Source organism: Pantoea wallisii (assembly GCF_002095485.1).
Classification (GTDB): Bacteria; Pseudomonadota; Gammaproteobacteria; order Enterobacterales; family Enterobacteriaceae; genus Pantoea; species Pantoea wallisii.
Genome location: NZ_MLFS01000040.1, coordinates 17,036 through 40,188, shown reverse-complemented (window position 1 = coordinate 40,188; position 23,153 = coordinate 17,036). Strand labels below are relative to the sequence as shown.

Annotated in this window: 21 protein-coding genes and 1 pseudogene; 12 read left to right on the top strand and 10 right to left on the bottom strand. The window is 57.3% G+C overall.

Features of this window, described 5'->3' with window-relative positions; translation table 11 throughout:
* Positions 1–28 precede the first annotated feature (28 nt).
* The 5 genes and pseudogenes from HA48_RS14415 to HA48_RS14395 form a co-directional block, all read right to left on the bottom strand.
* The gene (locus HA48_RS14415) at positions 29–1,111 is read right to left on the bottom strand and encodes an ABC transporter ATP-binding protein (protein ID WP_128601934.1); all 1,083 of its coding nucleotides are present in this window, start codon (positions 1,109–1,111) and stop codon (positions 29–31) included.
* 2 nt (positions 1,112–1,113) lie between these two features.
* Positions 1,114–2,064, bottom strand: coding sequence for a carbohydrate kinase family protein (locus tag HA48_RS14410; RefSeq protein WP_128601941.1), 951 nt, complete (start codon positions 2,062–2,064; stop codon positions 1,114–1,116).
* Positions 2,064–2,903 carry a carbohydrate ABC transporter permease gene (locus tag HA48_RS14405; protein WP_128601933.1) on the bottom strand — a complete coding sequence of 280 codons (840 nt, stop codon included), beginning with the start codon at positions 2,901–2,903 and terminating at the stop codon, positions 2,064–2,066. Before HA48_RS14405 ends, HA48_RS14410 begins: the two co-directional genes overlap by 1 nt.
* Positions 2,893–3,804 (bottom strand): carbohydrate ABC transporter permease, encoded by a 912-nt coding sequence (locus HA48_RS14400; RefSeq protein WP_128601932.1) that lies wholly within the window; start codon positions 3,802–3,804, stop codon positions 2,893–2,895. Before HA48_RS14400 ends, HA48_RS14405 begins: the two co-directional genes overlap by 11 nt.
* A 9-nt stretch (positions 3,805–3,813) precedes the next feature.
* A pseudogene (locus tag HA48_RS14395) lies at positions 3,814–5,048 on the bottom strand (extracellular solute-binding protein).
* A gap of 262 nt (positions 5,049–5,310) precedes the next feature.
* Here HA48_RS14395 and HA48_RS14390 point away from each other — a divergent pair.
* Positions 5,311–6,480, top strand: coding sequence for an ROK family transcriptional regulator (locus HA48_RS14390; RefSeq protein WP_128601931.1), 1,170 nt, complete (start codon positions 5,311–5,313; stop codon positions 6,478–6,480).
* A gap of 77 nt (positions 6,481–6,557) precedes the next feature.
* On the opposite strand, the gene HA48_RS14385 is transcribed toward HA48_RS14390, so the two are convergent.
* Genes HA48_RS14385 through HA48_RS14375 form a run of 3 tightly spaced genes read right to left on the bottom strand, consistent with a single transcriptional unit; the run spans position 6,558 to position 10,935 of the window.
* On the bottom strand, positions 6,558–8,351 hold the full coding sequence (locus HA48_RS14385) for an ABC transporter ATP-binding protein (RefSeq protein ID WP_128601930.1): 1,794 nt from the start codon (positions 8,349–8,351) through the stop codon (positions 6,558–6,560).
* The gene (locus HA48_RS14380) at positions 8,348–9,790 is read right to left on the bottom strand and encodes a M81 family metallopeptidase (RefSeq protein WP_128601929.1); all 1,443 of its coding nucleotides are present in this window, start codon (positions 9,788–9,790) and stop codon (positions 8,348–8,350) included. Before HA48_RS14380 ends, HA48_RS14385 begins: the two co-directional genes overlap by 4 nt.
* A gap of 11 nt (positions 9,791–9,801) precedes the next feature.
* The gene (locus tag HA48_RS14375) at positions 9,802–10,935 is read right to left on the bottom strand and encodes an ROK family transcriptional regulator (RefSeq protein ID WP_128601928.1); all 1,134 of its coding nucleotides are present in this window, start codon (positions 10,933–10,935) and stop codon (positions 9,802–9,804) included.
* Between the two features lie 300 nt (positions 10,936–11,235).
* Here HA48_RS14375 and HA48_RS14370 point away from each other — a divergent pair, with 300 nt between their 5' ends.
* The 9 genes from HA48_RS14370 to HA48_RS14335 all read left to right on the top strand — a co-directional run bounded on the left by HA48_RS14370 (position 11,236) and on the right by HA48_RS14335 (position 18,509).
* Complete coding sequence (locus tag HA48_RS14370; protein WP_128601927.1) at positions 11,236–12,771, top strand: ABC transporter substrate-binding protein; 1,536 nt, start codon at positions 11,236–11,238, stop codon at positions 12,769–12,771.
* Between the two features lie 19 nt (positions 12,772–12,790).
* Complete coding sequence (locus HA48_RS14365; protein WP_128601926.1) at positions 12,791–13,711, top strand: ABC transporter permease; 921 nt, start codon at positions 12,791–12,793, stop codon at positions 13,709–13,711.
* A 20-nt stretch (positions 13,712–13,731) separates the two neighbouring features.
* Complete coding sequence (locus HA48_RS14360; protein ID WP_425270669.1) at positions 13,732–14,577, top strand: ABC transporter permease; 846 nt, start codon at positions 13,732–13,734, stop codon at positions 14,575–14,577.
* Complete coding sequence (locus HA48_RS14355) at positions 14,574–15,518, top strand: ROK family protein (RefSeq protein ID WP_128601924.1); 945 nt, start codon at positions 14,574–14,576, stop codon at positions 15,516–15,518. The genes HA48_RS14360 and HA48_RS14355 overlap by 4 nt, the downstream gene beginning before the upstream one ends.
* Before the next feature lie 148 nt (positions 15,519–15,666).
* Complete coding sequence (locus HA48_RS14350; RefSeq protein WP_128601923.1) at positions 15,667–16,713, top strand: catalase family peroxidase; 1,047 nt, start codon at positions 15,667–15,669, stop codon at positions 16,711–16,713.
* Positions 16,713–17,267 (top strand): cytochrome b, encoded by a 555-nt coding sequence (locus HA48_RS14345; protein ID WP_128601922.1) that lies wholly within the window; start codon positions 16,713–16,715, stop codon positions 17,265–17,267. The genes HA48_RS14350 and HA48_RS14345 overlap by 1 nt, the downstream gene beginning before the upstream one ends.
* The gene (locus HA48_RS14340) at positions 17,264–17,614 is read left to right on the top strand and encodes a sigma factor (protein WP_341864982.1); all 351 of its coding nucleotides are present in this window, start codon (positions 17,264–17,266) and stop codon (positions 17,612–17,614) included. Before HA48_RS14345 ends, HA48_RS14340 begins: the two co-directional genes overlap by 4 nt.
* Positions 17,605–17,766, top strand: a complete 162-nt coding sequence (locus HA48_RS22880; RefSeq protein WP_341864981.1) for a sigma factor-like helix-turn-helix DNA-binding protein — start codon at positions 17,605–17,607, stop codon at positions 17,764–17,766. Before HA48_RS14340 ends, HA48_RS22880 begins: the two co-directional genes overlap by 10 nt.
* The gene (locus HA48_RS14335; RefSeq protein ID WP_128601921.1) at positions 17,763–18,509 is read left to right on the top strand and encodes an anti-sigma factor family protein; all 747 of its coding nucleotides are present in this window, start codon (positions 17,763–17,765) and stop codon (positions 18,507–18,509) included. Before HA48_RS22880 ends, HA48_RS14335 begins: the two co-directional genes overlap by 4 nt.
* 2 nt (positions 18,510–18,511) lie before the next feature.
* Here HA48_RS14335 and HA48_RS14330 read toward each other — a convergent pair whose 3' ends face one another.
* Complete coding sequence (locus HA48_RS14330) at positions 18,512–19,393, bottom strand: LysR family transcriptional regulator (protein ID WP_128601920.1); 882 nt, start codon at positions 19,391–19,393, stop codon at positions 18,512–18,514.
* A gap of 123 nt (positions 19,394–19,516) precedes the next feature.
* On the opposite strand from HA48_RS14330, the gene HA48_RS14325 reads away from it, so the two are divergent.
* Complete coding sequence (locus HA48_RS14325) at positions 19,517–20,242, top strand: pirin family protein (RefSeq protein ID WP_128601919.1); 726 nt, start codon at positions 19,517–19,519, stop codon at positions 20,240–20,242.
* 116 nt (positions 20,243–20,358) lie between these two features.
* On the opposite strand, the gene HA48_RS14320 is transcribed toward HA48_RS14325, so the two are convergent.
* Positions 20,359–21,366 carry an alpha/beta hydrolase gene (locus tag HA48_RS14320; protein WP_128601918.1) on the bottom strand — a complete coding sequence of 336 codons (1,008 nt, stop codon included), beginning with the start codon at positions 21,364–21,366 and terminating at the stop codon, positions 20,359–20,361.
* Between the two features lie 484 nt (positions 21,367–21,850).
* On the opposite strand from HA48_RS14320, the gene tcuC reads away from it, so the two are divergent.
* Positions 21,851–23,146: an MFS transporter gene (gene tcuC, locus HA48_RS14315; protein ID WP_128601917.1), complete on the top strand. Its 1,296-nt coding sequence runs from the start codon at positions 21,851–21,853 to the stop codon at positions 23,144–23,146.
* Positions 23,147–23,153: the final 7 nt, after the last annotated feature.

Below are 23,153 nucleotides of genomic sequence, written 5' to 3'. Positions count from 1 at the left end.
TCACACCGGGCGCGCTGTTATTATCGACTTACGATTCCGCCAGCCTCGCGCCTGTCGCTGCATCAAACAGATGTATCTTCTCTGCATTAAATTTTAAACCGATAGCATCACCGCTCATCGCGGGATGCCGGCCACCTATCTGCATATGCAATGCCTGGCCGTACCACGTAAGGTGCAATAGCGTCGATTCACCGGTGATCTCTACCACATTCACCTGCGCAGTGGTGCCTTCCGCCGCTTCCAGCAGATCATGCGGACGCACGCCCACCGTGACGGGCGTACCTTCCTGTTGGCGCGCGGTGGCGTGCCAGCGTGGCGGTAGCGGTTGCCACAGATCCTGGCACTGCACGCCAGGCACGCCGTCGCGCATCAGCAACTGGCCTGAAAGCAGATTCATCGGTGGCGAACCAATAAACCGTGCGACAAATGTATCTGCCGGGCGATCGTAAATAGCCAGCGGCGCGCCCTGCTGCACGATTCTTCCCTCTTTCATCACCACGATCTGGTCTGCCAGCGTCATGGCCTCAACCTGATCATGCGTCACATAGACCATAGTGGTTTTGAAACGCTGGTGCAGAGACTTGATCTCAGCGCGCAACTCCATACGCAGCTGCGCATCAAGGTTAGAGAGAGGCTCATCGAAGAGAAATACCTGTGGATTACGCACCATCGCGCGGCCCATCGCTACGCGCTGACGCTGTCCGCCAGAGAGGGCGCGCGGATAGCGCTGCAGCAGTTTATCGATTCCCAGAATAGCGGCGATGCGCTCGATTTTGCTCTGCTGCTCCTCGCGCTTCACCTTTTTTACCTGCATATGAAACGCCAGATTCTCTGCCACCGTCAGATGCGGATAGAGCGCGTAGCTCTGAAACACCATGGCGATATCGCGGTCGGCGGGATCGCGATCGGTGATCTGTACGTTATTCATCAAGATCTCGCCATCTGACAAACTCTCCAGCCCGGCCAGCAGGCGCAGCAGCGTCGATTTGCCGCAGCCCGACGGCCCGACCAGCACGGTAAAGCTGCCATCGGGAATAGTGAGATCAAGTGGATGCAGCACCGTCTGTCTGGCGTAGCGTTTGGCCACTTTGACGAGTTCAACACTGGCCATGATTAAAACTCCTGTGCGGAAAGTTGCAGTTGATGCCAGTCGGGATAGCGACGCGGCTGAGTACTGATGGCCAGAGACGCCACCGCAATGCCCCATCGCAGCGCGTGGGGGATCTCCTGCTGATGCACCAGCGCCGCGAGAAAACCGGCATTGAAGCTGTCGCCTGCGCCGATGGTATCCACCACCGTCACAGGTCGGGCCGGCTGATGCCATGCGCCGCCGTTGTGCCAGCAAGCCGCGCCCTCTGCTCCGCGTTTTACTACGCAACCGCCGCGGCCGCTTAACTGGCTTGCCAACTGCTGCGCGGCACGCGGCAGATCGTCCTGTGCGCTGAGCCCCAGCGTCTCTACCTCGTTGAGTAGCAGCCAGTCGCACAGCGCCAGCCAGCGGGCGAGCTGATCCCGCACCGCGTCGCTCCAACCCTGAGGTGGCCAGCCGGTATCCACCGCCGTGATGTAGCCGCGCCGTTGCAGCTCGCCCAGCAGCGCCGGATACTCTTCATAAAGCTGTAAACACAGAAATGTGCCACACAACAGGACGATATCGCCGGGACTGGCCTGTTTTGGCAGCTGTGCCAGCACATCCTGCGCGCTAAGGCGCACAATGTGGCCGAGGTTGCTCAAAAACGAGCGTTCATGGTCAGAGTGCGTTACGCCGACGGTTAGCGATGTCTCGCAGCTGTAGCGCGTCCAGTACGCTGCGCTGTGCGGGAAATGGCTCGCCAGCCAGGCGCTCAGCCCGTCATCGCCCTGGTTGGCGATAGCACGGTGTTGCACCTGCATGGCCTCCAGCGCCAGCGCACAATTACCGGCGGAGCCGCCGGGGCGCAGCTCACTGTGATTCAGCATCACCTCAGTGCCGCGCTGCGGCCAGCTATCGAGCGTGCCCATAATGAGATCAACATTGATATTGCCTGCCACGTAGAGCGTGGCGCTGGCATCCCTCTTCGTCATCATCCTTTGCTCCCGCCACTGGCAAGGCCGCTGACCAGCGTCTTTTGCAGCCAGATAGCAATAAATAACGGTGGCACCGAGGCCAGAATGCCGACGGCGGCGATTAATCCGTCATCGGTGGCGCGACCGGCGGTAAATCCGGCAATGGTGACCGGCAGCGTCTGCGCGGCGATATTACTGGTGAATAGCAGCGCGTAAAAAAACTCATCCCAGGCCAGCAGCCAGCCAAACAGGGCCGCAGCACCCAGCACCGGTTTGGCCAGTGGCAGAGTAATCCGCAGCAGGACCTGCCAGATGCGCAGCCCGTCCAGTCGCGCCGCCTGTTCGATATCCTGCGGCAGTGCATCAAACTGATTTTTCAGCATCCAGGTCAGGAACGGCAGAATCAGTGAGCAGTAGACAATGATTAAACCCGGACGGGTATTGAGCAGGTCCAGCTGCTGGAGCAGGAAGTAGAGCGGCAGCACAAACGCGACCGGTGGCACCATATAGATCGCCAGTGAGGCAAACAGCCAGCCGTCGCGACCGCGATAGCGAGAAAAACTAAACGCGGCCGGGATCGCCAGCAGCAGGCAGATCAGAGTTGCGCCTGTGGCGACCAGCAAACTGTTGCCCAGCGCATGCAGGAAGAGCGTGCCGGGCTGGCCGGGTTCCAGCGATATCAACCGACCGTAACGACTGAAATCCCACTGTCGCGGCAGCCACTCCAGCGGAATGCGCGTGAGATCGCTGGCGGCGCTTACGCTCATTAAAAACAGCCAGCCCATCGGCGCCAGCACGGAAAGCCCCACCAGCAGCGCGGCGGTATACTTCGCGATGGTGCGCAATTTAACCTTCATGAGCACTTCCCCGGCGGCGCTGCCGCCACAGTAACAACATGTAGAGCGTGATCAGCACCGCGCACAAGAGCGTCATCAGCATGGCATAGGCAGCACCGCTGCCGGCGCGCAGATAGCTGAACGACTCCTGATAGACATAAAAGCTAAGCGTTTTAGTGCTATCAACCGGGCCACCGCGCGTCATCACATAGATGATGTCGAATATCTTGAAGGCATCGATGGTGCGCAGCACCAGTGCCACACTCAGCGAGCCGACAATCGCCGGAAAGGTGATCGCCCGGAAGCGCCGCCACGCTGAGGCACCATCCAGCCGTGCCGCTTCATAGAGATCGTCCGGGACCGACTGCAGCGCCGCCAGCACCAGCAGTGTCACCAGCGGATAGTTTTTCCACACATCAGCAAACATCACCGCGTTGAGCGCAGAGTCCGGCGAGCCAAGCCAGCTACGGTAGCCGTCAATGATATGGAGCTGGGTCAGCAGTGCGTTAATGCTGCCGTAGTCCGGATTAAAATTGAGGCGCCACATCATAGCGTTGACGATGGTTGGCAGCGCCCAGGGCAGAATCACCAGTACGCGCAGCACGTTGCGTCCGGCGAATTTTTGATTCAGCAGCAGCGCGACCAGCACGCCCGTCACGCCTTCGCAGGCCACTGACACCACGGTGAAGTAGAGCGTGCGCCACAGCGAAGTCTGGAAATCGGGATCGGTTATGGCGTAGAGATAATTCTCCAGCCCAACCCACGCAGGCGCGCCACCACCGCTGCCGATCAGGGCCGCATCGGTAAAACTGAGCCAGATAGTGCGCAGAAGCGGCCATGCGGTGAGCAACAGCATCACCAGTAACATGGGTGCTAATAGCACCCATGCCTGCCGTTGTTCGCGTTGACGCAAACTAAGCATGCTGACCCCTTAGCGCAGACGCGCCGCGCTTTTATCCACCGCCTGCAGCGCAATATCGGGCTTCGCACTGCCCACCAGCACCTGTTGCAGCTGCTGCTGAAGCGTATTGGAGAGGCGCGAATAGTCGGCTGTTTCCGGGCGTGAAAGCATCACGTTCAGTGATTTATCCGCTGCGGCAATCAGGCTCTCCTGATTTTTCAGCACGGCAGGATCCTGATAAGAGCTTTTCCAGATGGGCAGGCTAAGCGTGGCGTAGTTATTCTGCACCGGCTGGGATGTCATATAGCTGATGTACTGCCAGGCCTGTTCAGCATGGGTGCTACCTTTAGCAATGCCGAGCCCCATCGAACCGTTTACGGCGCCGCTTTATCCGGGGCATCCCCTGGCGCAGGCATAATACCCACCTGACCCGCGACTTTACTCTGTTTCGGGTCATTCGCCATGTTGTACATGTAGGTCCAGTTAAGCGCGAAGGCCGCGTCGCCGTTGGAGAACGCTTTGCGCACATCCTCCTCCAGATATTCACGCGATGCCGGGTTACTCAACCCCTCATCCAGCGAACTTTTCATCAGCGCTACCGCCTTTAAAGAGGCCGGGCTGGAGAAATCGAGTTTGCCGTTGTTGTAGAACTTGCCGCCAAATCCTGACACCAGCGTGGTGTAATCGCACACCAGCGCTTCTGCCTGCGACCAGCTCCATACCAGCGGATATTTAACAATGTTCTTCTGTTTAATGATGCGTGCATCGTCCATAACCTGCTGCCAGGTTTGCGGCAGGTCGTGAATGCCGGCTTTCTCCAGCATCGCTTTGTTGTAGTAGAGATATTTGGTATCCAGAATCCACGGCATGCCCAGCGTTTTGCCGTTAAACACCACCGTGTTCATTGCGCCCGGGAAGATCTTCGCTTTTTCATCGGCGCTGATGCGGCTGCTGACATCCTGCAGCAGATCATATTTGCTAAACTCTGCCGGCCAGATAGCGTCAAACAGAACCACGTCATAGCCATTACCGCCCGCACCGCGCGCCGCCACGATCTTGTCATGCAGGGCTTCATAAGGGACAAACTCCAGGTTGACCTGCACATCCGGGTGCGCTTTCTGGAACGCCTGCGTCATTGCGCGAATATCATTTTCGCTGTAAGCCGCCTGCGTCATAAACAGCGCATTAAGGGTGGTCGCTGCTGCTGCGCTGCCTGCGCTGGCTAACAGTACGGCTGTAACACATGCTTTCATTAACGTTTTCATGATGTTTCCCGTATTAAGGCTTTAAAGGTGTTTAATTAAATCAATTTGATTGATTTAATGAAGCGCACAGATTGTCAGAGAAGCAACTGACAGCAGTGAGCTAAAGCAAGTGACGTGCCAGGGCATACAACCGGATTGCCGCTGGACTCTACTCTGCACAGATTTTTACGCTTGTCTTGTAAATGGGTTGTAAAATGTGTGGCCGATCATAGATATTGATGCGGCGATTTACCGCAAGTGTGAGAAGAGGGATGCGGGCACCATGAAAACATCAGGAACGAACCTGGAACACGCCCGGGCGCATAATCGTCGCGTCATCATTGAAGCCATCCGCCTGCACGGCGAGCTGACTCGCGCAGAGCTGGCGCGCCTTACCGCGCTGACGCCGCAAACCGTTTCGAATATTGTGGCTGAGCTGGAACAGGCAGAATTGCTGACCAGCCGCCAGCCGCGTAAGCAGGGGCGCGGTCAACCGGCCATCCCGGTTACGCTGAATCCGGCCAGCGCTTTCTCCATCGGCATTCATCTTGATCATCAAACATTACTGATTGTGCTGGTGGATCTTACCGGTGAGATACATTTCAGACGCCTTATGCTGGTGCAGAAGCCGCAGCCGGATGCCACATTAGCGCGCATTGCTGAGGTGCTGGCGGAGATTAAACAGCAGCTCGGCGCTCGCTGGCAAAAAGTGCTAGGCATCGGTGTGGTTATGCCGGGGCCATTTGGCGTTGAGGGGATCTCTTCAGTGGGGCCAACCACGCTGCATGGCTGGAAAGAGGTGGACATTGCCGCCCGGCTGGCCGAGATGAGCAATCTGCCGGTCACGCTGGAAAATGATGCCACGGTTGCAGCAATAGGCGAGCGTTTCCACGGCGTGGCGCGCCACCTTAATTCGTTTATCTATCTCTATATCGGTACCGGTCTGGGCGCGGGCATTATTATGGACGGACACGTCTACAGTGGGCATGCGCACAACGCCGGTGAAGTAGGCCACGTGGTAGTGGAGCCGGGCGGGCGCGCGTGCTACTGCGGTAATCACGGCTGCCTTGAGCGTTATGTTTCGCTACAGGCAGCGTATGAGTTTTGCGGCCTTGACCCGATGACGGCGCTACCGGAAGATCTTCTGGCCGTTGATCCGGCTCTGTTTGATCGCTGGATCGAAACCATGCTCACGCCGCTGCGTCAGGCGATTAACATGCTGGAGTGCATTTTTGATGCTGAAAGCGTGATTATAGGCGGCATGATGCCCGCCGCACTGCTGGAAAAAATCATCCAGCGCCTGCCGCCCCTGTATCAATCGGTACGCGGTCGCTATCTCACCGGCATACGTGTCAAGAGCGGTATGACGGGCAGCGATACTGCAGCACTGGGCGCTGCGGCACTGCCTATTTTTGATGAGTTTAATCCACAGTTCCAGGTACTGATGAAGTAAGGAAGTACTGCAATTTATGCCGCTGATGGCCGCTCCCGTCTATTAAGTGTTTATCGTCGTCACTAGCTCTCTCCAGCTTACTGCATCACCCAGTGCCCGGCACTGACTTCGCGATAATGGCGCGTTTCAGGTACAAACCCCAGCGCTCGCACCGGGCTTGTCAGCTCGCGAATCTCCACGTTACGTTTGAGGTGCCGCCGTGCCGGATCGGGCACCGGCACCGAAGAGAGCAGCTTGCGGGTATATTCATGCTGTGGATTCTCGAAAATTGCCACACGCGGGCCAATTTCAACAATTTCACCCAGCAGCATCACCGCCACACGATGGCTGATACGCTCGACCACTGCCATGTCGTGCGAAATAAACAGATACGACAAGCCCAGGCTGCGTTGCAAATCCAGCAGCAGGTTGATGATCTGCGCTTTCACCGTCACGTCGAGCGCCGAGACAGACTCATCAGCAATGATCATTTTAGGATCGAGCATCAGCGCGCGGGCAATGCAGATGCGCTGACGCTGCCCGCCTGAAAATTCATGGGGATAGCGCTTAAGCATGCCGGCAGAAAGACCAACGCGTTCCAGTAAGGTGCCGGCCTTATGCGCGGCAGCGGCTTTATCCCCTAAACGATGCTGCAAAAACGGTTCGGTTAACGCTTCCATCACCGACATGCGTGGGTTAAGGCTGGCAAAAGGATCCTGAAAAATCATCTGCATGGCAGATCGCAGCTGGCGCAGCTCGGGGTTTGACAGCTGCAGAACATCGTGCCCGTCAAAGTTAATCTGTCCGGCGCTGGCCTTAACCAGGCGCGTCAGTGAACGCCCGGTTGTGGATTTCCCGCAGCCGGATTCGCCCACCAGCGAGAGCGTCTCACCTGGCATTAAATCAAAAGAGATATTCTCCACCGCGTGAACCGCGCCGGTTTTGCGGCTGAACAGGCCTTCATGAACGCTGAAACGGGTACTGAGATTTTTTACCGATAGCAGCGGCTGTTGGGCCGTGACGGACGGGGCAGTGGCCTCCAATTCTGCACCCGGCAGCGCAAATTTTTGCGGCCCGCTGATGCCCCGCATCGCGCCGGGCTGCGGCACGGTAGCGATTAGCGTGCGGGTATAGTCCGCGGCGGGTGTGGAGAAGATAGCCGCCGTTGTGCCTGTCTCCACCACATCGCCCTGATACATCACCAGGGTGCGATCGGCGACTTCGGCGACAACCCCCATATCATGGGTAATAAATAACACCGCCGTCCCTTCCTCCTCCTGCAGTGTCTTTATCAGGTCAAGGATCTGCCCCTGAATCGTCACATCAAGCGCAGTGGTAGGTTCATCGGCGATGAGCAGCTTCGGGCGCAGCGCCAGCGCCATGGCAATCATTACGCGCTGGCGCATACCGCCGGAAAAATGGTGTGGATAGTCATCGAAGCGCTTAGCGGCATCAGGAATGCGTACCTTATCCAGCAGACGAATTGTCTCTTCACGTGCGGCACGTTTGCTAATCCGACGGTGATTGATCAGCGCTTCTGCAATCTGGTGCCCGATGGTAAATGAAGGGTTGAGACTGGTCATCGGTTCCTGAAAAATCATCGCCACCGCGTTGCCGCGAATATCCCGCATTGCGCTCTCGCTCAATTTCAGCAGATCAACCCCATTCAGCAGCACGCTGCCGCTGATGCGCGCGTGGCGCATATTCAGCAGCCGCATAATTGCCATAGAGGTAACGCTCTTGCCTGAGCCGGATTCGCCGACGATAGCCAGCGTTTCACCGGCATTGAGGGTCAGTGAGAGGTTTTTCACCACTTCGCGCCACTGATCGTCCGTGCGAAACGCAACGGTCAGGTTTTCAATACGTAATGTCGGTTCGGTTGCGCTGCTCATGGTTTTACCACAAAACGGGCCGACGGCGTGCTGACCGGCTGGAAGTCAAAATCGGTATCAAAGGGATAGGCGGGCTGCAGTTTACGTTTACGTTCCAGGCGCTCTACGTATTGATCCACGACGCCTTCCGACAGCGCCATCAGATTGGGATTGGCCAGGGGTGCCAGCTCAGGTGAAAGATAGCCGGACTTCACCACCACAATTTTAGCTGCAGCAGGATCGAGACCGAGCAGGGCAAAATCCGCCAGATTGTGGTACGGACGGCGGCGATCGGCGACGACCACCGTAATACCGCCGATTTTAAGCAGCGCCTGTTTCGCTAATGACCGCGCATCGTCGCTAAGATGGATAACTTCAAACTCACCGCTGGCTTTCCCCCCTGATGGATCAAGCGTGGCGCCGATCGTCAGCTGCAGCCTGGCCCCCGGGCCGGCTGCAAAAGCGGCCTGGGTTGCCGGTTTATCCGTGATCCCCGCCACGATAACGTCCTGCGCATCTTGTCGTATCAGCTCAGCCAGCATATCCGCGCGATCGCCCACGCCGCCGCCGGTTGGGTTGTCACCGGAGTCAGCAAGAATAACGGGCGCCGTTTCGCTGGCTATCGCCATCCGGACGCACTCTTCAGTGCTGCCGGTGGTGCAGCCAAATACAAATTTGTCACGCGCCTGCCAGTAAGCCTGTGCCAGGCTTTCAGCCTGCGCGGACAGCACGTTAATGTCAGTGCCGGTCATGATCGCTGCGGCCGTCGCACGCGGTTCATCGGCCCACACATAACCCACCATGAGCGATGCATCCCAGATAGTTTCCAGCTGATTAATGCCGGGCAGGCTGGCATAGAGACTTTTCGCGGGTTCATCCTCGGTGCTGGTGCGCTCACCGGGTAGCACGACCGGAATCGGTGCCCAGACCACACCGGGTTTGACACCGGTCTGCAGGCTTTTCACCAGCATGGAGACTGAACGTCGCATGGTCTCTTCAACATCAATATGTGGCGCAGTACGATAGGTAGAAAACATATCAATGGCGTCAATAATGCGCTGGGTGACATTGCCGTGCAGGTCATAACTGACGGTGATCGGGCACGCCGCGCCGACCAGTTCGCGCGTGGCGCTTATCCAGTCGCCTTCAGCATCTTCCATGCCTTCAACGTAGACGGCGCCGTGCATGGCCAAATAGACGCCATCTACCGGCAGATGCGCCTGTAGCCGGCTAAGGAACTCCTGCTTAAACGCGTCGTACGTTACGCGTGCGACCGGGCCACCGGCAATGGCACGTGCATGGAAGGTTGGCAGAAACTCAGCGTCATAATCCTGCAGAAAGGCAAAGTAGGGGTTGGCTGCCATCTCATCGCCGCGCACAATGCGGAAGTCGTCGGCATAGTTAAGCACCGGGTTCCAGGTACTGCACTCGGTATGAATTCCACCATAAGCAATGCGCATCACAGCCTCCGTTAGTCGGGTAGTTGAACGATAAAACGATAAGCCGCAACGCTGGCTGCAGCCCGGGCCCAGCTCTCCTGATGGATAACGATGCTGGAAATAGGGGTTTTGCCTATGATGGCCGGCAGTACATGGCTGTCGATCGCCTGCATCACCACGGTTTTTAGCAGGCCGTCAAAGGCATTCGGCTGATGGGCGATCACGATCATCTCCGGATCGTTCATCTGAATGATATTGGCTATCGACAGACCGAGCGCATGACCCGCCTGATGCAAAATAGCGATGGCGGCGCTGTTGCCCTTCATCGCCAGCGCTTCCAGTTCAGCGACATCACGGCACGGCAACGCTTTATCGCGCATGCTTTCGCGCAGGGCGGTCAGTGAGGCGAGCGTATCCAGACAGCCGCGCTTGCCACAACGGCACGGCCTTCCGCCCGGTTCGATCGTGCAATGGGCAATCTCCCCTGCGCCGCCATGGGCGCCACGATGCAGCTGGCCCTGGAAGAAGTGAGCGGAGCCAATGCCGTCACCGTGCGTTATCAAGGTAAAATTGCGTGCTTTTTTCGCCACGCCGAATATTTTCTCACTCACCGCCAGCGCTTTAGCGTCGTTCTCCAGTGAGATCTCCAGTCCGGTCTGTTCATGCAGCAGCGCAGCCAGCGGCACGTCTCTCCAGCCCAGCAGGGCGGACTGTACGCACACCGCCTGGTTCTCATCCACAAAGCCGGAAAGGGTGACGCCAAGGCCAATCAGCTGGTCCGGCGATAGCTGTTTTTGCGCCAGCAGGGGCGGAATGGCGACGGCGATGGTGTGAGCCAGCGCGGCCGGATCCAGATTCAGTGCCATTTTAGTGCTGGCGAGCACGCGCCCGTGCATATCGATCAGCACCAGATGCACATCCTCACCCGTTAGCGATGCGCCAAGAAAATAGGCGCTGTCTGCACGCATTTTCAACAGTACAGATGGGCGACCCTGGCCGTTGCTCTCCGGAATGCTCTCTTCAAGTAGTCCGGCATGCAGCATCTCTTTAATTAATGTGCTGATGGCGGCTTTACTCAGCTTCATTTTTTCTGCAATGGCCGTACGGCTCATACCGTGAGAAGCGATTAATAAGCGCAGGATTGTTTGCTGATGAACATTAAGCATCAGGGTTCTCATCGCAATAGCCGTAATAGGCTGACAATAATCAGCCGTGAAAACAAATTCAACGGTATTTAGTTAATTTTCTGAACCCAGATCGAAGTATAAGTAAAATATATGAACAAGCATCTTGGCTTTTGTTCTGAGAATGTGCCTTATATAACGCCATGCCGGACAGTCAGAGCATAAACGGATAGCGCTTAACGTACATGCATCGCAACATCAGCAATAACGCAGCGCGGACGTGCAGAGAGTGAATGTCGACTTTTCTGATATTCATTGTGTCACTAAATAATGAGGGCCTTTATGAGAAGCAACAGTAAGCATTTCAGGGTACTGACACTTGCAGGCGTTATTCTGGCATCACTATCAAGCGCATCCGCTTTCGCCGCTCAACTGGTGATTATGCAAAACGAACCGCCGCGCAGCATGGATCCGGGTAATCAGACTGCGACCTTTACCGGCACCGTGCTGGACCCGATGTATGAAGGCCTGACGCGTATTGGCGACGACGGCAAAATCGTGCCGGCGCTGGCGCTCTCCTGGCAGGCGGATGAGAGCGGTCTTAACTGGACATTTAAGCTGCGCCCTAACGTAAAATTCCACGATGGCACCCCCTTTAACGCCGATGCGGTGGTGGAGAACTTCCGGCGCCACCTGGACAGCAAACGTGGTCTGGCCGGAAGCGGCAAAATTCGCACGTTTATTCAGGACGTGCAGAAAAAAGATGATCTCACCGTGGCCTTCACGCTGAAAAAAATTAATCCGGCCTTTTTAACCGTATTAGCGTCGGGGCCGGGATTAATGGTCAGTCCTCAGGCGGATAAAGCGGGCACGCTGAATAATAAAGCTGACGGCACCGGGCCGTATAAACTGGTGCAGTATAAATCCGGTGAGTTCGTGCTGGAGCAAAAGAATAGCCAATACTGGGGCACTGCTGGCGGCCCCGATGAAATTAAATGGACCTGGAGCAGCGAGCCGTCAGTAATGAATATGGCACTGCAATCCGGGCAGGTAGATATTATCAACCCGGTGCCGCCGCAATTCGCCGGAATGTTAAAAAATAACGGTAACGTTACGCTGAAACAGTCGCCGGGCGCGGCGGTTTTCTGGATTGATCTCAATACACAAAACAAAGCGCTCAGTGATGTGCGTGTCCGACAGGCGTTGAACTTCGCCACTGACCAGCAGGCGCTGGTTAAAGCGGTGATGTTTGGTTATGCCCAGCCGGCGAACTCCGCGCTGGCACCGGTTGACCCTAACTACGACAAGAGCCTGCATGACTATCCGTATGACCTGCAGAAGGCCAAAGATCTCCTGAAAGCCGCAGGCTACGCGCAGGGCTTTGCTATGTCGATTGCGGTGCAGGCGCCGGATGCGCGCACTGCACAGGTGTTGCAGGGCATGTGGAGCAAAATCGGCGTGAAGCTGAGCGTTCGTCAGATGGAGAGCGGCGTCTGGGCTAAAGCGGCCTTTGCTGATGTCAAAGAGAAAGCGGCACAGGGCACAGACTCGGTGCTGGCGTCCTGGTCCTCGGGCTTATACGGTTCCGATCTGCAATTGCGTCCGCTCTATCACAGCAGCAGTTTTGCCCCGGGCGGCGCAAACCTCGGTTTCTTCAGTGATAAACAGACTGACGCGCTGATCGACAGTGCGGCCTCCACGCTGGACGATGGCAAACGTAAAGCGCTCTATTTTGAGGCCCAGAAGCGCATCAGCGGCTTAGCGCCGCAGGTGCTGCTCTATTATCAGGACGATCTCTACGCTACCCGCAAGAATATCAGCGGTGTGACCATGCAGCCTGGCGGCCAGATCGTGGTGCGCGATGCGGTGAAGCAATAGAGCTAATGGCTGAAGTGATATGAAAGCGTATGTCGCGAAAAAGATTCTCTCGCTGCCGTTAATTATCTTCGGCGTGTCGATCATCGTGTTTATTGCCATTCGCGCGCTGCCGGGCGATCCGGCGCGCCTGATGGCGGGCCCGGAGGCGCCGCAGGAAGCGGTGGACAGCATGCGCGTGCGGCTGGGGCTGGATCTGCCGTTACCGGTGCAGTACGTAAAGTTTGCCGGTGAAGCGCTGCACGGCAATCTGGGGCTGTCGCTGCAATCGCAGCGTCCGGTCATCACGGAGATCGCTGAGCGCCTGCCATATACGCTGTCGCTGGCGGCCCTGGCGTATCTGCTGGCGATTGCCATTGGCGTGCCGGCAGGCATGACGGGTGCAATCTACCGCCAGCGTATTCCGGACCAGATTGTCATGGTACTGACCATCGCCGGGGCGTCCATTGCCAACTTCTGGCTGGCGCTGCTGGCGATGAACTACTTCGCAGTACAGCTGGGCTGGCTGCCGCTGCTGGGCGCGGACACCTGGAAGAACTACATCATGCCAACCGTGACGCTGGCGATTTTGCCGATGGCGATGATTGCGCGCATGACACGCTCCAGCATGCTGGACGTGCTGGGCCAGGACTATATCCGCACCGCGAAAGCGAAGGGATTGTCCTCCGGCAGCATTCACTGGAAACACGCGCTGCGTAACGCGCTTATCCCCATCGTCACCATCGTCGCGCTCAATTTCGGCAGCCTGATTGGCGGCGCGGTGGTGACGGAGTCGGTGTTCAACTGGCCCGGGATTGGCCGCTTGCTGGTGGATTCCGTGAAGTATCGCGACTATCCGGTGATCCAGGGCGTTACGCTGGTGGCCGTAACAGGCGTGGTGTTGATGAACCTGGTCGGCGAAATCCTCATTGGCCTGCTCAATCCCAAAATAAGGTTCGACTGATGAATAGCCTTGATGCTCCGATGCTGCCGCCGCGCTCGCGAAGCAGGCAGGTAGTGAAACTCCTCGTCGCCAATCCCTCTATTGCCTTCGGTGGCGCACTGGTACTGCTGGTTATTCTGGCGGCGCTTTTTGCGCCGCTCTTAACCCACTGGGACCCAATAGAACAGGATCTGATCAACACCCTGCAGGCGCCGTCGGCGGCACACTGGTTTGGCACCGACGACTACGGCCGGGATATTTTTGCCCGCGTTATCTATGGCGCGCGCATTACACTGTTTGAGGTGTGTCTGAGCGTGGCGATATCCATGGTGATTGGAATTCCGCTGGGCATTATCTCCGGTCTGGCCGGGCGTAAAATCGATGCGCTGATCATGTGGGTGATGGATATCATCTTCGCTTTTCCCGGCATTGTTTTGGCCATTTTGATTGTCAGCGTATTGGGTGAGGGGCTGACCAATATGCTGATTGCGATCTCGCTGTTTTCCATCCCGGTGTATGCCCGCCTGAGCCGTAACCTGACGCTGGGGCTGAAAAATATGGAGTACATTGAGGCAGCGCACATGCTGGGCGTGCGCTATCCGCGCATCATCACGCACTACATTTTACGCAATTCGATTGGCCCGCTAATTGTGCAATCGACGCTAACGGCCGGCGCGGTCGTGCTCTCGGCGGCCAGTTTGTCGTTTCTGGGGCTTGGCGTTCAGCCACCGATGCCCGAATGGGGCACGATGATGAGCGACGGTCGCAACTTTCTGGGCCTGAATATTTATGTTTCCCTATTCCCTGGACTGGCGATTTTGATTACCGTGCTGGGCTTTAATGTGCTGGGCGATGGCCTGCGCGATGTAATGGATAAACGTTTATGACCAACCCGCATTCCCCGGTGATTTGCCTCGATCTCGGCGGCTCTTTTATTAAGCTGGGCGTGATGAGTGCGCGCGATGCGCTTGAGATTCTCGATCAGCAACCCATTCCTGCCGATTACTGGGCCGCTTTCTGCGCGCGGGTCAGCGCGATGATTGTGCAACATGAAGCGCACTTTGCACCTGATTCACCGGTCGCTATCTCAACCGCCGGTATTGTGGCACCGCTCACGGGCGAGATGTTTGCCAGTAATATTCCGGCTTTCCACCAGCGCCAGCTGGCTAAAGAGTTGGCGGCGGCGTTACAGCGGCCGGTAATCGTGCATAACGATGCGGACTGCTTTGCGCTGGCGGAAGCTCTGGCAGGTACCGGCAAGGGCCATAAAGTGGTGCTGGGTGCGATCCTCGGCTCAGGCGTGGGCGGCGGGCTGGTGTCAGACGGGCGACTGGTCATCGGGCAAAATGGATTAACCGGAGAGTGGGGCCACGGCCCTATCACGCTGACAGAGGTGGAGATCGATGGCTCCCCCGTACGTATACCGCGGCAGGCGTGTCCGTGCGGGCAAAAAGGCTGCCTTGATACCTTAGGCGGTGCGCGCGGTATGGAGAATTTGCACCGTGTGCTGCACGACGAGCGCGCCAGCAGCACAGAGATCATTACGCGCTGGCAGCAGCCGGAGCCGCGCGCGCAGCAAACTATTCAGGCCTGGTTGCAGCTGGTGAGCGAGCCGCTGGCCTACAGCATCAACATTACGGGAGCATCCCTGGTTGCCGTGGGCGGCGGGCTGGCATCGGTCACCCCACTGATAGCCGCACTCAACGATGCGGTGCAGCGCTGCGTGTTACGCAGTACGCCGCATGCGCTGGTGGTGCCGGGGACGTTCGCCCACCACGGCGGCATGATGGGCGCCGCACTGCTGGCGCGACAGTCTGCGGGACGCTGACTAAAGCGCCGGGCGTTGCGCGAAGGTAATGATGGATGCCTCAGCAAACGCCCGGGGTAACCGCACAGCAAAAAATATTTTTACCGCGTGGGAATAAACGCCGGGCTGGTTCGTCTTATGCCAACTTTCTCCCCTGAAGCGGGCAATAATGATGAAAAAACTGACCGTCCGGCATCTCCTGTTACTGCTGCTGGTTGGCGGCATTCCCGGCGTGCTGCTGTTACTGTTTATTGGCGCCGGCGGATGGCTTACGCCACAACGCCTCTCCGCACAAACCCTGGTGCAGTCACTGGAGCAGTCCAGCGGAGTGCACCCCAGTTTTCGCCGCAACCATGCCAAAGGCGTGTGCGTCATTGGCGATTTCACCTCAAACGGCCAGCTTGCTTCACTGTCACGCGCCAGCGTATTCCGGACAGGCACCTATCCTGTTATTGGCCGGCTGGCCATCGCCGGTGGTAATCCCCATGCGCCTGATTACGGCGTGCCGGTCCGCAGTTTTGCGCTTGAATTTCAGCTTCCTCATGGTGAACAGTGGCGTACAGGAATGAACGCGTTACCCTTTTTTGCCGTCAGTACACCGCAGGGATTCTACGATCAGCAGATCGCCAGCCAGCCGCAGGCGGAGACGGGTAAACCCGATCCGCAAAAAATTCGTGCCTTTATGCAGGCGCATCCGGAATCGCAGGCTTTTTACGCCTGGGCAAAAAATCATGTGCTCGCCGCCAGCTGGACGCAGGAGAGCTATAACAGCCTGAATGCATTCCGTTTCACCAACGCTGAGGGTGAAAGTCACTTTGTGCGCTGGGGATTAGTGCCGCACGCGCTCTGGCAGCCTATCGGCGCTGAACAAAAACAGCAGCCCAACTATCTGCAGGCTGAGCTGCAACACCAGCTGGATGCAGGCCCGGTAAGGTGGGATCTGGTCGTCACGCTGGCAGAGCCGGGTGATAAGGTGAACGACGCCAGTCAGGCGTGGCCAGCCGATCGTCAGAGAAGGGTGGCCGGGACGCTGACGATTCGTCAGGCCCATGCGCAGCAGGGTGGTCGTTGCAATGACATCAATTATGATCCGTTAATTCTGCCTGACGGGATTAGCGGCTCGGACGATCCGCTGCTGGCCGCGCGCTCGGCAGCCTATGCCCGCTCTTTCAATTTACGCACTGCGGAACAGGCGCAGCAGCAGGAGAAGAACTGATGCACAACTCCGCTTTGTTTCATCCTGCATTACGTGTAGTTCACTGGCTTATGGCATTAGCCGTGCTGGCAATGCTGTTTATTGGCGTAGCGATGGTCATGGATATCTCAGCCGCACGGCCTGTTCTGCTGGCTATCCACCAGCCGCTGGGCGTTGCGATTGGCGGCCTGGTTATCCTGCGCATTGTGCTGCGCGGCTATCTTGGTGTACCGCCGATGCCGGCCTCGGTGGCCGGCTGGCAGAGAACGCTGGCGCATCTCTCGCATCTGGCACTCTATCTGCTGATGGTGGCGCAACCGCTGACCGGCTGGGCGATGCTCTCAACCGCAGGCTATCCCGTTACCCTCTGGCATGGCTTTGTATTGCCGCCGCTACTACCGGTGAGCGTTGAACACTACGCGGTGCTGCGCCCGCTGCACACGCTACTGGCATATAGCCTCTTCGCGTGTATTCTTGCTCATCTGGCAGCGGCACTGCTGCACGGTTTGCTTCTGCGTGATGGGGTGCTGAGCAGCATGACCGGCTGGCGCCGCGGACGGAGTGAAAAACAGTGACAACACTGAGTGATAGCGAGATTCGCGACCTGTTGCCGCATCTGCAGCGCTTTGCGCTCGGTCTGACGCGCGAGCGCATGGCCGCTGAGGATCTGGTGCAGAATACTCTGCTGAAAGCCTTAAGCGGTGCGCACGACGAAACGCGCAGCCTGCGCGCCTGGTTATTCTCCATCCTGTGGCATCAGTTTCTGGATGGTGAGCGTCGCCGCAAACGCTGGCAGCGGGTGATGACACTCTTCAGCCGCGCGGAGCAGCTGGCGGACTCGGCTGAGCAGACGGCGATGGCCGATCAGATGCTGGCGCAGTTTGCCCGGCTGCCGCCGATAGTCGCGCGCTGTTGCTGCTGATTAATGTCGAGGGCATGCGCTATCAGGAGGCGGCGGATACGCTGGATATCCCTGTTGGCACCGTGATGTCGCGCCTGTCGCGTGCACGCAAACATTTACAGCAATTGACTGGCAACCTGCCTGCGCCGGTTGAGCTGAGGAGACTGAAATGAATATGCCCCCTGATGAGACACAGCTTCATGCCTGGCTGGATGGCGAACTGGATACGGAGAGCAGCCGTCTGATCGCCGCGTGGCTGGCACAGCACCCGGAGACTGCACAGCAGGTTGAGGGCTGGCGCCAGGATAAAATACGTCTGCAGCAGGCCATGCAGCGCAGCATGTCGCGCAGCGATTTCATCTCCCCGCAGCCAGCGCAGTTGCGTCAGCGTCGGCAGCAGCAGCGATATCAGCGCCTGGCACTGGCCTGTTCGCTGGTTCTGGCACTGAGCGTGGGCAGCGTGGCAGGCTGGCATATGCAAAGTCATATGCAGCCTCACGTGTTGCCGATGGAAGATGCCGTGCAGGCCTATCGGCTCTTCAGTCGGGCTCAAATGGCCAGCATGGATATTGAAACCAGCGAGCAGCCGCAGCTGGCCAGCTGGCTCAGCCGCTATTTCATTAACGGAACGGTACCGCCAAATCTTGAACGTTTTGGTTACCAGCTGATGGGCGCACGCCTGATGGCGAGCGAGCAGGGCGCGTCGGCGCTGGTGCTCTATCAAACACAGAGCGGCCAGCGCGTTGCCTGGTATATCCGCCCGCAGACGGTGCATCTCAAAACCGGCGCACGTCAGAGCGACAACCTGATGGCGCAGTACTGGAGCGATAGCCATTACAACTATGCGCTGGTGAGCCCGTTACAGGGCGATGAGATACCGGCTCTGCGCGCGGCAATCGCTCAGGAGGTGGGCTGAGCTTAACCCGCTGCCAGCTTATCCTGTAAAAAAGCCATAAATACCCGGTTAACTTCGCTGCGCTGACGGTGCTGTGGATAGAGGGCATTGAGATTGAGCGATGCAGGGTGCCAGTCATCAAGCACCGTGACCAGTTCACCACGCGCCAGCGCAGGCGCCACGATGAACTCGGGCAGCAGCACCAGCCCCAGACCGGCCACGGCGGCGTCACGCAGCATCTCACCATTGTTGCTCACCATCGGGCCCTGCACCGTTACCACGTGGCGCTGCTCTCCCTGAAACAGCTCCCAGCCGGTCTGGCCCTCGCGGCCGTAGCGTAAACAGCGATGCTCGCGCAGGTCGTCAGGAGTATAGGGTGCACCGGCGCCCTGCAGGTAGGATGGACTGGCACACACCACACGACGATACTCCCCCAGCCGTTTGGCGATCAGGCTGGAGTCAGGCAGCGTGCCGATACGGATAGCCATATCAAACCCTTCACCCACCATATCAACGTGTCGATCCGCCAGCTCCACCTGAAACTGTAACCCAGGGTGCAGGCTGAGAAATTCAGCGATAAAGGGTGAGAGATGGCTGATGCCAAAGGACATCGGCACGCTGAGGCGAAAACTGCCGCGCAGTGCCTGGCGGCGGCCTGATACGGCCAGCTCCGCCTCTTGCACATCATCCAGAATGCGTTGCGCATGCTGGGCAAACAGCTGACCGTTGTCGGTAACCGAGAGCTTACGGGTATTACGGTTCAGCAGACGCGCCCCCAGTGACTCCTCCAGCGCAGCAATACGACGGCTGACATACTGCTTGGAGAGCATGAGCTGTTCGGCAGCGGCAGTAAAGTTGCCCGCCTGGATCACGGCAACGTAGATGCGAAGATCTTCAATCTGCATATTGTCCACTTTTTGGTGACAGTCATTGTCATAACGGCACATTGTTGAGCAAATAAGTTTACGTATACTGGTTCTTATCGGGAAGGGCAACCCCTTTCTACCCCTACATCTAAGGAGCAGAATATGATTGAACAACGACTGTCAGAACAGCGCGGCTTAGGCGACCACGGCTGGTTGCACTCACGCCATACCTTCTCGTTTGCAGGCTATCGCGACCCGAAACAGGTGGGCTTCTCCGACCTGCTGGTGATCAACGATGACCAGGTGGCGCCGGGCCGTGGTTTTGGTGCGCATCCGCATAACAATATGGAGATTATCTCTTACGTGCTGGAAGGCGCGCTGGCGCATGAGGACTCCATGGGCACCGGTTCCGTGATTGTTCCCGGTGATGTACAGCTGATGAGCGCTGGCAGCGGCGTGACGCACAGCGAATTCAACCACTCGAAAGAGGCGAATGTGCACTTCCTGCAGATCTGGATTGTGCCCGCCGAGCGTGGCACTGCACCGGGCTATCAGCAGGTCTCTGTCGCTGAGAGTGAAAAGCGCGGTCAGCTACGCCTGATTGTTTCACCGCAGGGTGATAACGGCTCGCTGCGTGTGCGTCAGGATATGCGTATCTATGCCGGCCTTTTCGATGGTGCCGAGCAGCAGACGCTGACGCTGGATAACGATCGCTACGCCTATATTCATGTGGCGCGCGGTAGCATTGAGGTGAACGGCATCAGCTTTAAAGCAGGTGACGGCGCACGCGTTCGCGAGGAGACGGCACTGCACTTTGCTAACGGGGATAACGCCGAGGTACTGGTCTTTGATCTGCGCCCGGTAGAGGTGAACCACCCACAACGTTAAGCCTCAGGGTATTTATCGTTAGCGCATATTGCACTGGCCCTCATCCAGAAGGGCCAGTGCGTATTTACTGCTGATTCACTGCCAGCCAGTCGCCTGTTGCGCCTGGCCTTAAGCGTTTATTGCAGATGGGTCTGCAGCTCTTCCGCTGCCTGGCGGATTGCGGTGCGCACAGCCGGGACATCGCTCAGTCCATTCAGCAAGCCATAGTCGTGAATCAGGCCGTTGTAACGCGTAACCGTCACATCCACGCCAGCGGCACTCAGCTTACGTCCAAATGCTTCACCCTCATCGCGCAGTACATCCAGCTCCGCCGTCTGAATCAGCGTTGGCGGTAAGCCCTGCAGCTGTTCACGCGTGGCGCGCAGCGGTGAGGCGAGAATGTTGTTACGATCGCTCTCTTTAGTGGTATAGGCATCCCAGAACCACTTCATCATATTGCGCGAGAGGAAGTAGCCATTAGCAAACTGATGATAGGAGCCGGTATCAAAACGGGCATCGGTCACCGGCCACAGCATGACATCATAACGTATCGCTGGCGTATGCTGCTGTTTCGCCTGCAGGGCCACGGCTGCCACCATATTGCCGCCCACGCTGTTACCCACCAGCGCCAGGCGTTTACCGTCCACGCCAATCTCATCACCATGTTCAGCCACCCAGCGGGTAGCGGCGTAAGCCTGATTAATGGCAACCGGGAAGTGGGCTTCCGGGGACGGGGTATAGTTAACAAACACCGCTGCCGCACCGGATTCAGCGACCAGATCACGTACCAGACGCTCGTGCGTCTGAAAATCGCCCAGTATCCAGCCACCGCCGTGGAAAAACATAAACACCGGCAACGGACCCTGAGCACCCTGTGGTTTCACAATGTTGAGCGTAATTTTCTCACCGTTCACGTCAATGATCTTTTCGCTGACATCCGCAGCAGGCAGCTGCGCACCTTTCTGCGCATCGATCAGCACCTGACGTGCAGCCAGGGGTGAGAGCTGCTCGATCGGTTTACCGCCGCTGGCGTTCAGGGCGTGAAGAAATTGTGCAACGTGGCGTTCCGGCTGTGGGGCTTCAGCGAAGCTATTAGCAGATATCGTCGCCAGTGCGGCTGCCAGCAGAGTGAGCTTAATTTTCATCGTGTTATTCCTTTAATATTTTATGCGATTATATCGCGTGCTATTTAAATGCAGGCTGATGTTACTTACATCATGGTCTGAGGAGGAATTTATATAGCGCGCTATATGATAGCAAGTTATTTTTCAGTCTGATATTTTGATTTTTGTTATGTAATTGATTTTAGTCTTATTATTTTTTCAACATCGATATGGATTTGCCCTCGCAGGTAATAATGGCGGGTTCATGCTGGCAGGCAGCTTATGCGATAAGCGGAATGAGGCGGATCACAAATCAGTAACATCATGCTCAGGCCTTGCATGGCGTAAAGTGCCGGGGGCAAACGCGTTAAATCATTGTAAGGAAACGTCAAACTGGCTGTTGAAGTGTGATTGATGTGCATAACGCATCAGTCGATGATTTTATTGCGCTTATTAACGGCATTTTTCTGATCCAGTCTGCGATACAGGTGCAACGACAAGCGCTGATAACATACTGGAGATATTCATGCATTCCTCTACCTCACCTACAGATACCCGGTCGCGAATTGGCGCGATCCTGCGCGTCACCTCAGGCAACTTCCTCGAACAGTTTGATTTCTTCCTGTTCGGCTTTTATGCCACCTATATTGCGCACACCTTCTTTCCGGCCAGCAGCGAGTTTGCCTCGCTCATGATGACCTTTGCCGTCTTCGGAGCCGGATTTCTGATGCGCCCCATCGGCGCGATCGTGCTCGGGGCCTACATTGATAAGGTAGGGCGGCGCAAAGGTTTGATTGTCACGCTGTCGATCATGGCAACCGGCACCTTCCTGATCGTTATGGTGCCGTCGTATCAGAGCATCGGCCTGTGGGCACCGCTGCTGGTGCTGGCGGGGCGTTTACTGCAGGGCTTCTCCGCCGGCGCTGAATTAGGTGGCGTATCGGTTTATCTGGCGGAGATCGCCACGCCGGGACGTAAAGGCTTCTTTACCAGCTGGCAGTCAGGCAGCCAGCAGGTGGCAATCATGGTGGCTGCGGCAATGGGTTTTGCCCTGAACGCTACGCTGGAGCAGAGCGCCATCAGCGACTGGGGCTGGCGTATTCCTTTCCTGTTTGGCTGCCTGATTGTGCCGTTCATTTTCCTGCTGCGCCGCAAGCTGGAGGAGACACAGGAGTTCAGTAAGCGAAAACACCATATGGAGATGCGCGAAGTCTTCACTACGCTGCTTAGCAACTGGCCCGTCGTGATTGCCGGCATGCTGATGGTGGCGATGACAACGACCGCGTTCTACCTGATTACCGTCTATGCCCCGACGTTTGGTAAAAAAGTGCTGCTGCTTAGCGCCTCGGATAGCCTGCTGGTCACGCTACTGGTGGCGATCTCCAACTTTATCTGGTTGCCTATCGGCGGTGCGCTGTCGGATCGTTTTGGTCGTAAGCCCATACTGGTCTGCATGACGCTGCTGGCGCTGGCGACAACCTGGCCGGCGCTGACTCTGCTGGCGAATGCCCCCAGCTTCTCCATGATGCTAAGCGTGCTGTTGTGGCTCTCATTCCTGTATGGCCTTTACAACGGCGCGATGATTCCGGCGTTAACTGAAATCATGCCTGCGGAAGTGCGCGTGGCCGGCTTCTCGCTTGCCTATAGCCTGGCGACGGCACTGTTTGGTGGATTTACGCCGGTCGTCTCTACCGCGCTGATTGAGTACACCGGCGATAAAGCGTCCCCCGGCTACTGGATGAGCTTCGCTGCGCTTTGCGCCTTGCTGGCAACGCTTTATCTCTATCGTCGCAGCGCTTTAACCCTGCAAACTGCCCGTTAATCAAGGA

Coding starts and splice junctions, on each gene's coding strand:
- HA48_RS14415 (WP_128601934.1), bottom strand. CDS start 1,111: ATGGCCAGTGTTGAACTCGTCAAAGTGGCCAAACGCTACGCCAGACAG.
- HA48_RS14410 (WP_128601941.1), bottom strand. CDS start 2,064: ATGACGAAGAGGGATGCCAGCGCCACGCTCTACGTGGCAGGCAATATC.
- HA48_RS14405 (WP_128601933.1), bottom strand. CDS start 2,903: ATGAAGGTTAAATTGCGCACCATCGCGAAGTATACCGCCGCGCTGCTG.
- HA48_RS14400 (WP_128601932.1), bottom strand. CDS start 3,804: ATGCTTAGTTTGCGTCAACGCGAACAACGGCAGGCATGGGTGCTATTA.
- HA48_RS14390 (WP_128601931.1), top strand. CDS start 5,311: ATGAAAACATCAGGAACGAACCTGGAACACGCCCGGGCGCATAATCGT.
- HA48_RS14385 (WP_128601930.1), bottom strand. CDS start 8,351: ATGAGCAGCGCAACCGAACCGACATTACGTATTGAAAACCTGACCGTT.
- HA48_RS14380 (WP_128601929.1), bottom strand. CDS start 9,790: ATGCGCATTGCTTATGGTGGAATTCATACCGAGTGCAGTACCTGGAAC.
- HA48_RS14375 (WP_128601928.1), bottom strand. CDS start 10,935: ATGCTTAATGTTCATCAGCAAACAATCCTGCGCTTATTAATCGCTTCT.
- HA48_RS14370 (WP_128601927.1), top strand. CDS start 11,236: ATGAGAAGCAACAGTAAGCATTTCAGGGTACTGACACTTGCAGGCGTT.
- HA48_RS14365 (WP_128601926.1), top strand. CDS start 12,791: ATGAAAGCGTATGTCGCGAAAAAGATTCTCTCGCTGCCGTTAATTATC.
- HA48_RS14360 (WP_425270669.1), top strand. CDS start 13,732: ATGCTGCCGCCGCGCTCGCGAAGCAGGCAGGTAGTGAAACTCCTCGTC.
- HA48_RS14355 (WP_128601924.1), top strand. CDS start 14,574: ATGACCAACCCGCATTCCCCGGTGATTTGCCTCGATCTCGGCGGCTCT.
- HA48_RS14350 (WP_128601923.1), top strand. CDS start 15,667: ATGATGAAAAAACTGACCGTCCGGCATCTCCTGTTACTGCTGCTGGTT.
- HA48_RS14345 (WP_128601922.1), top strand. CDS start 16,713: ATGCACAACTCCGCTTTGTTTCATCCTGCATTACGTGTAGTTCACTGG.
- HA48_RS14335 (WP_128601921.1), top strand. CDS start 17,763: ATGAATATGCCCCCTGATGAGACACAGCTTCATGCCTGGCTGGATGGC.
- HA48_RS14330 (WP_128601920.1), bottom strand. CDS start 19,393: ATGCAGATTGAAGATCTTCGCATCTACGTTGCCGTGATCCAGGCGGGC.
- HA48_RS14325 (WP_128601919.1), top strand. CDS start 19,517: ATGATTGAACAACGACTGTCAGAACAGCGCGGCTTAGGCGACCACGGC.
- HA48_RS14320 (WP_128601918.1), bottom strand. CDS start 21,366: ATGAAAATTAAGCTCACTCTGCTGGCAGCCGCACTGGCGACGATATCT.
- tcuC (WP_128601917.1), top strand. CDS start 21,851: ATGCATTCCTCTACCTCACCTACAGATACCCGGTCGCGAATTGGCGCG.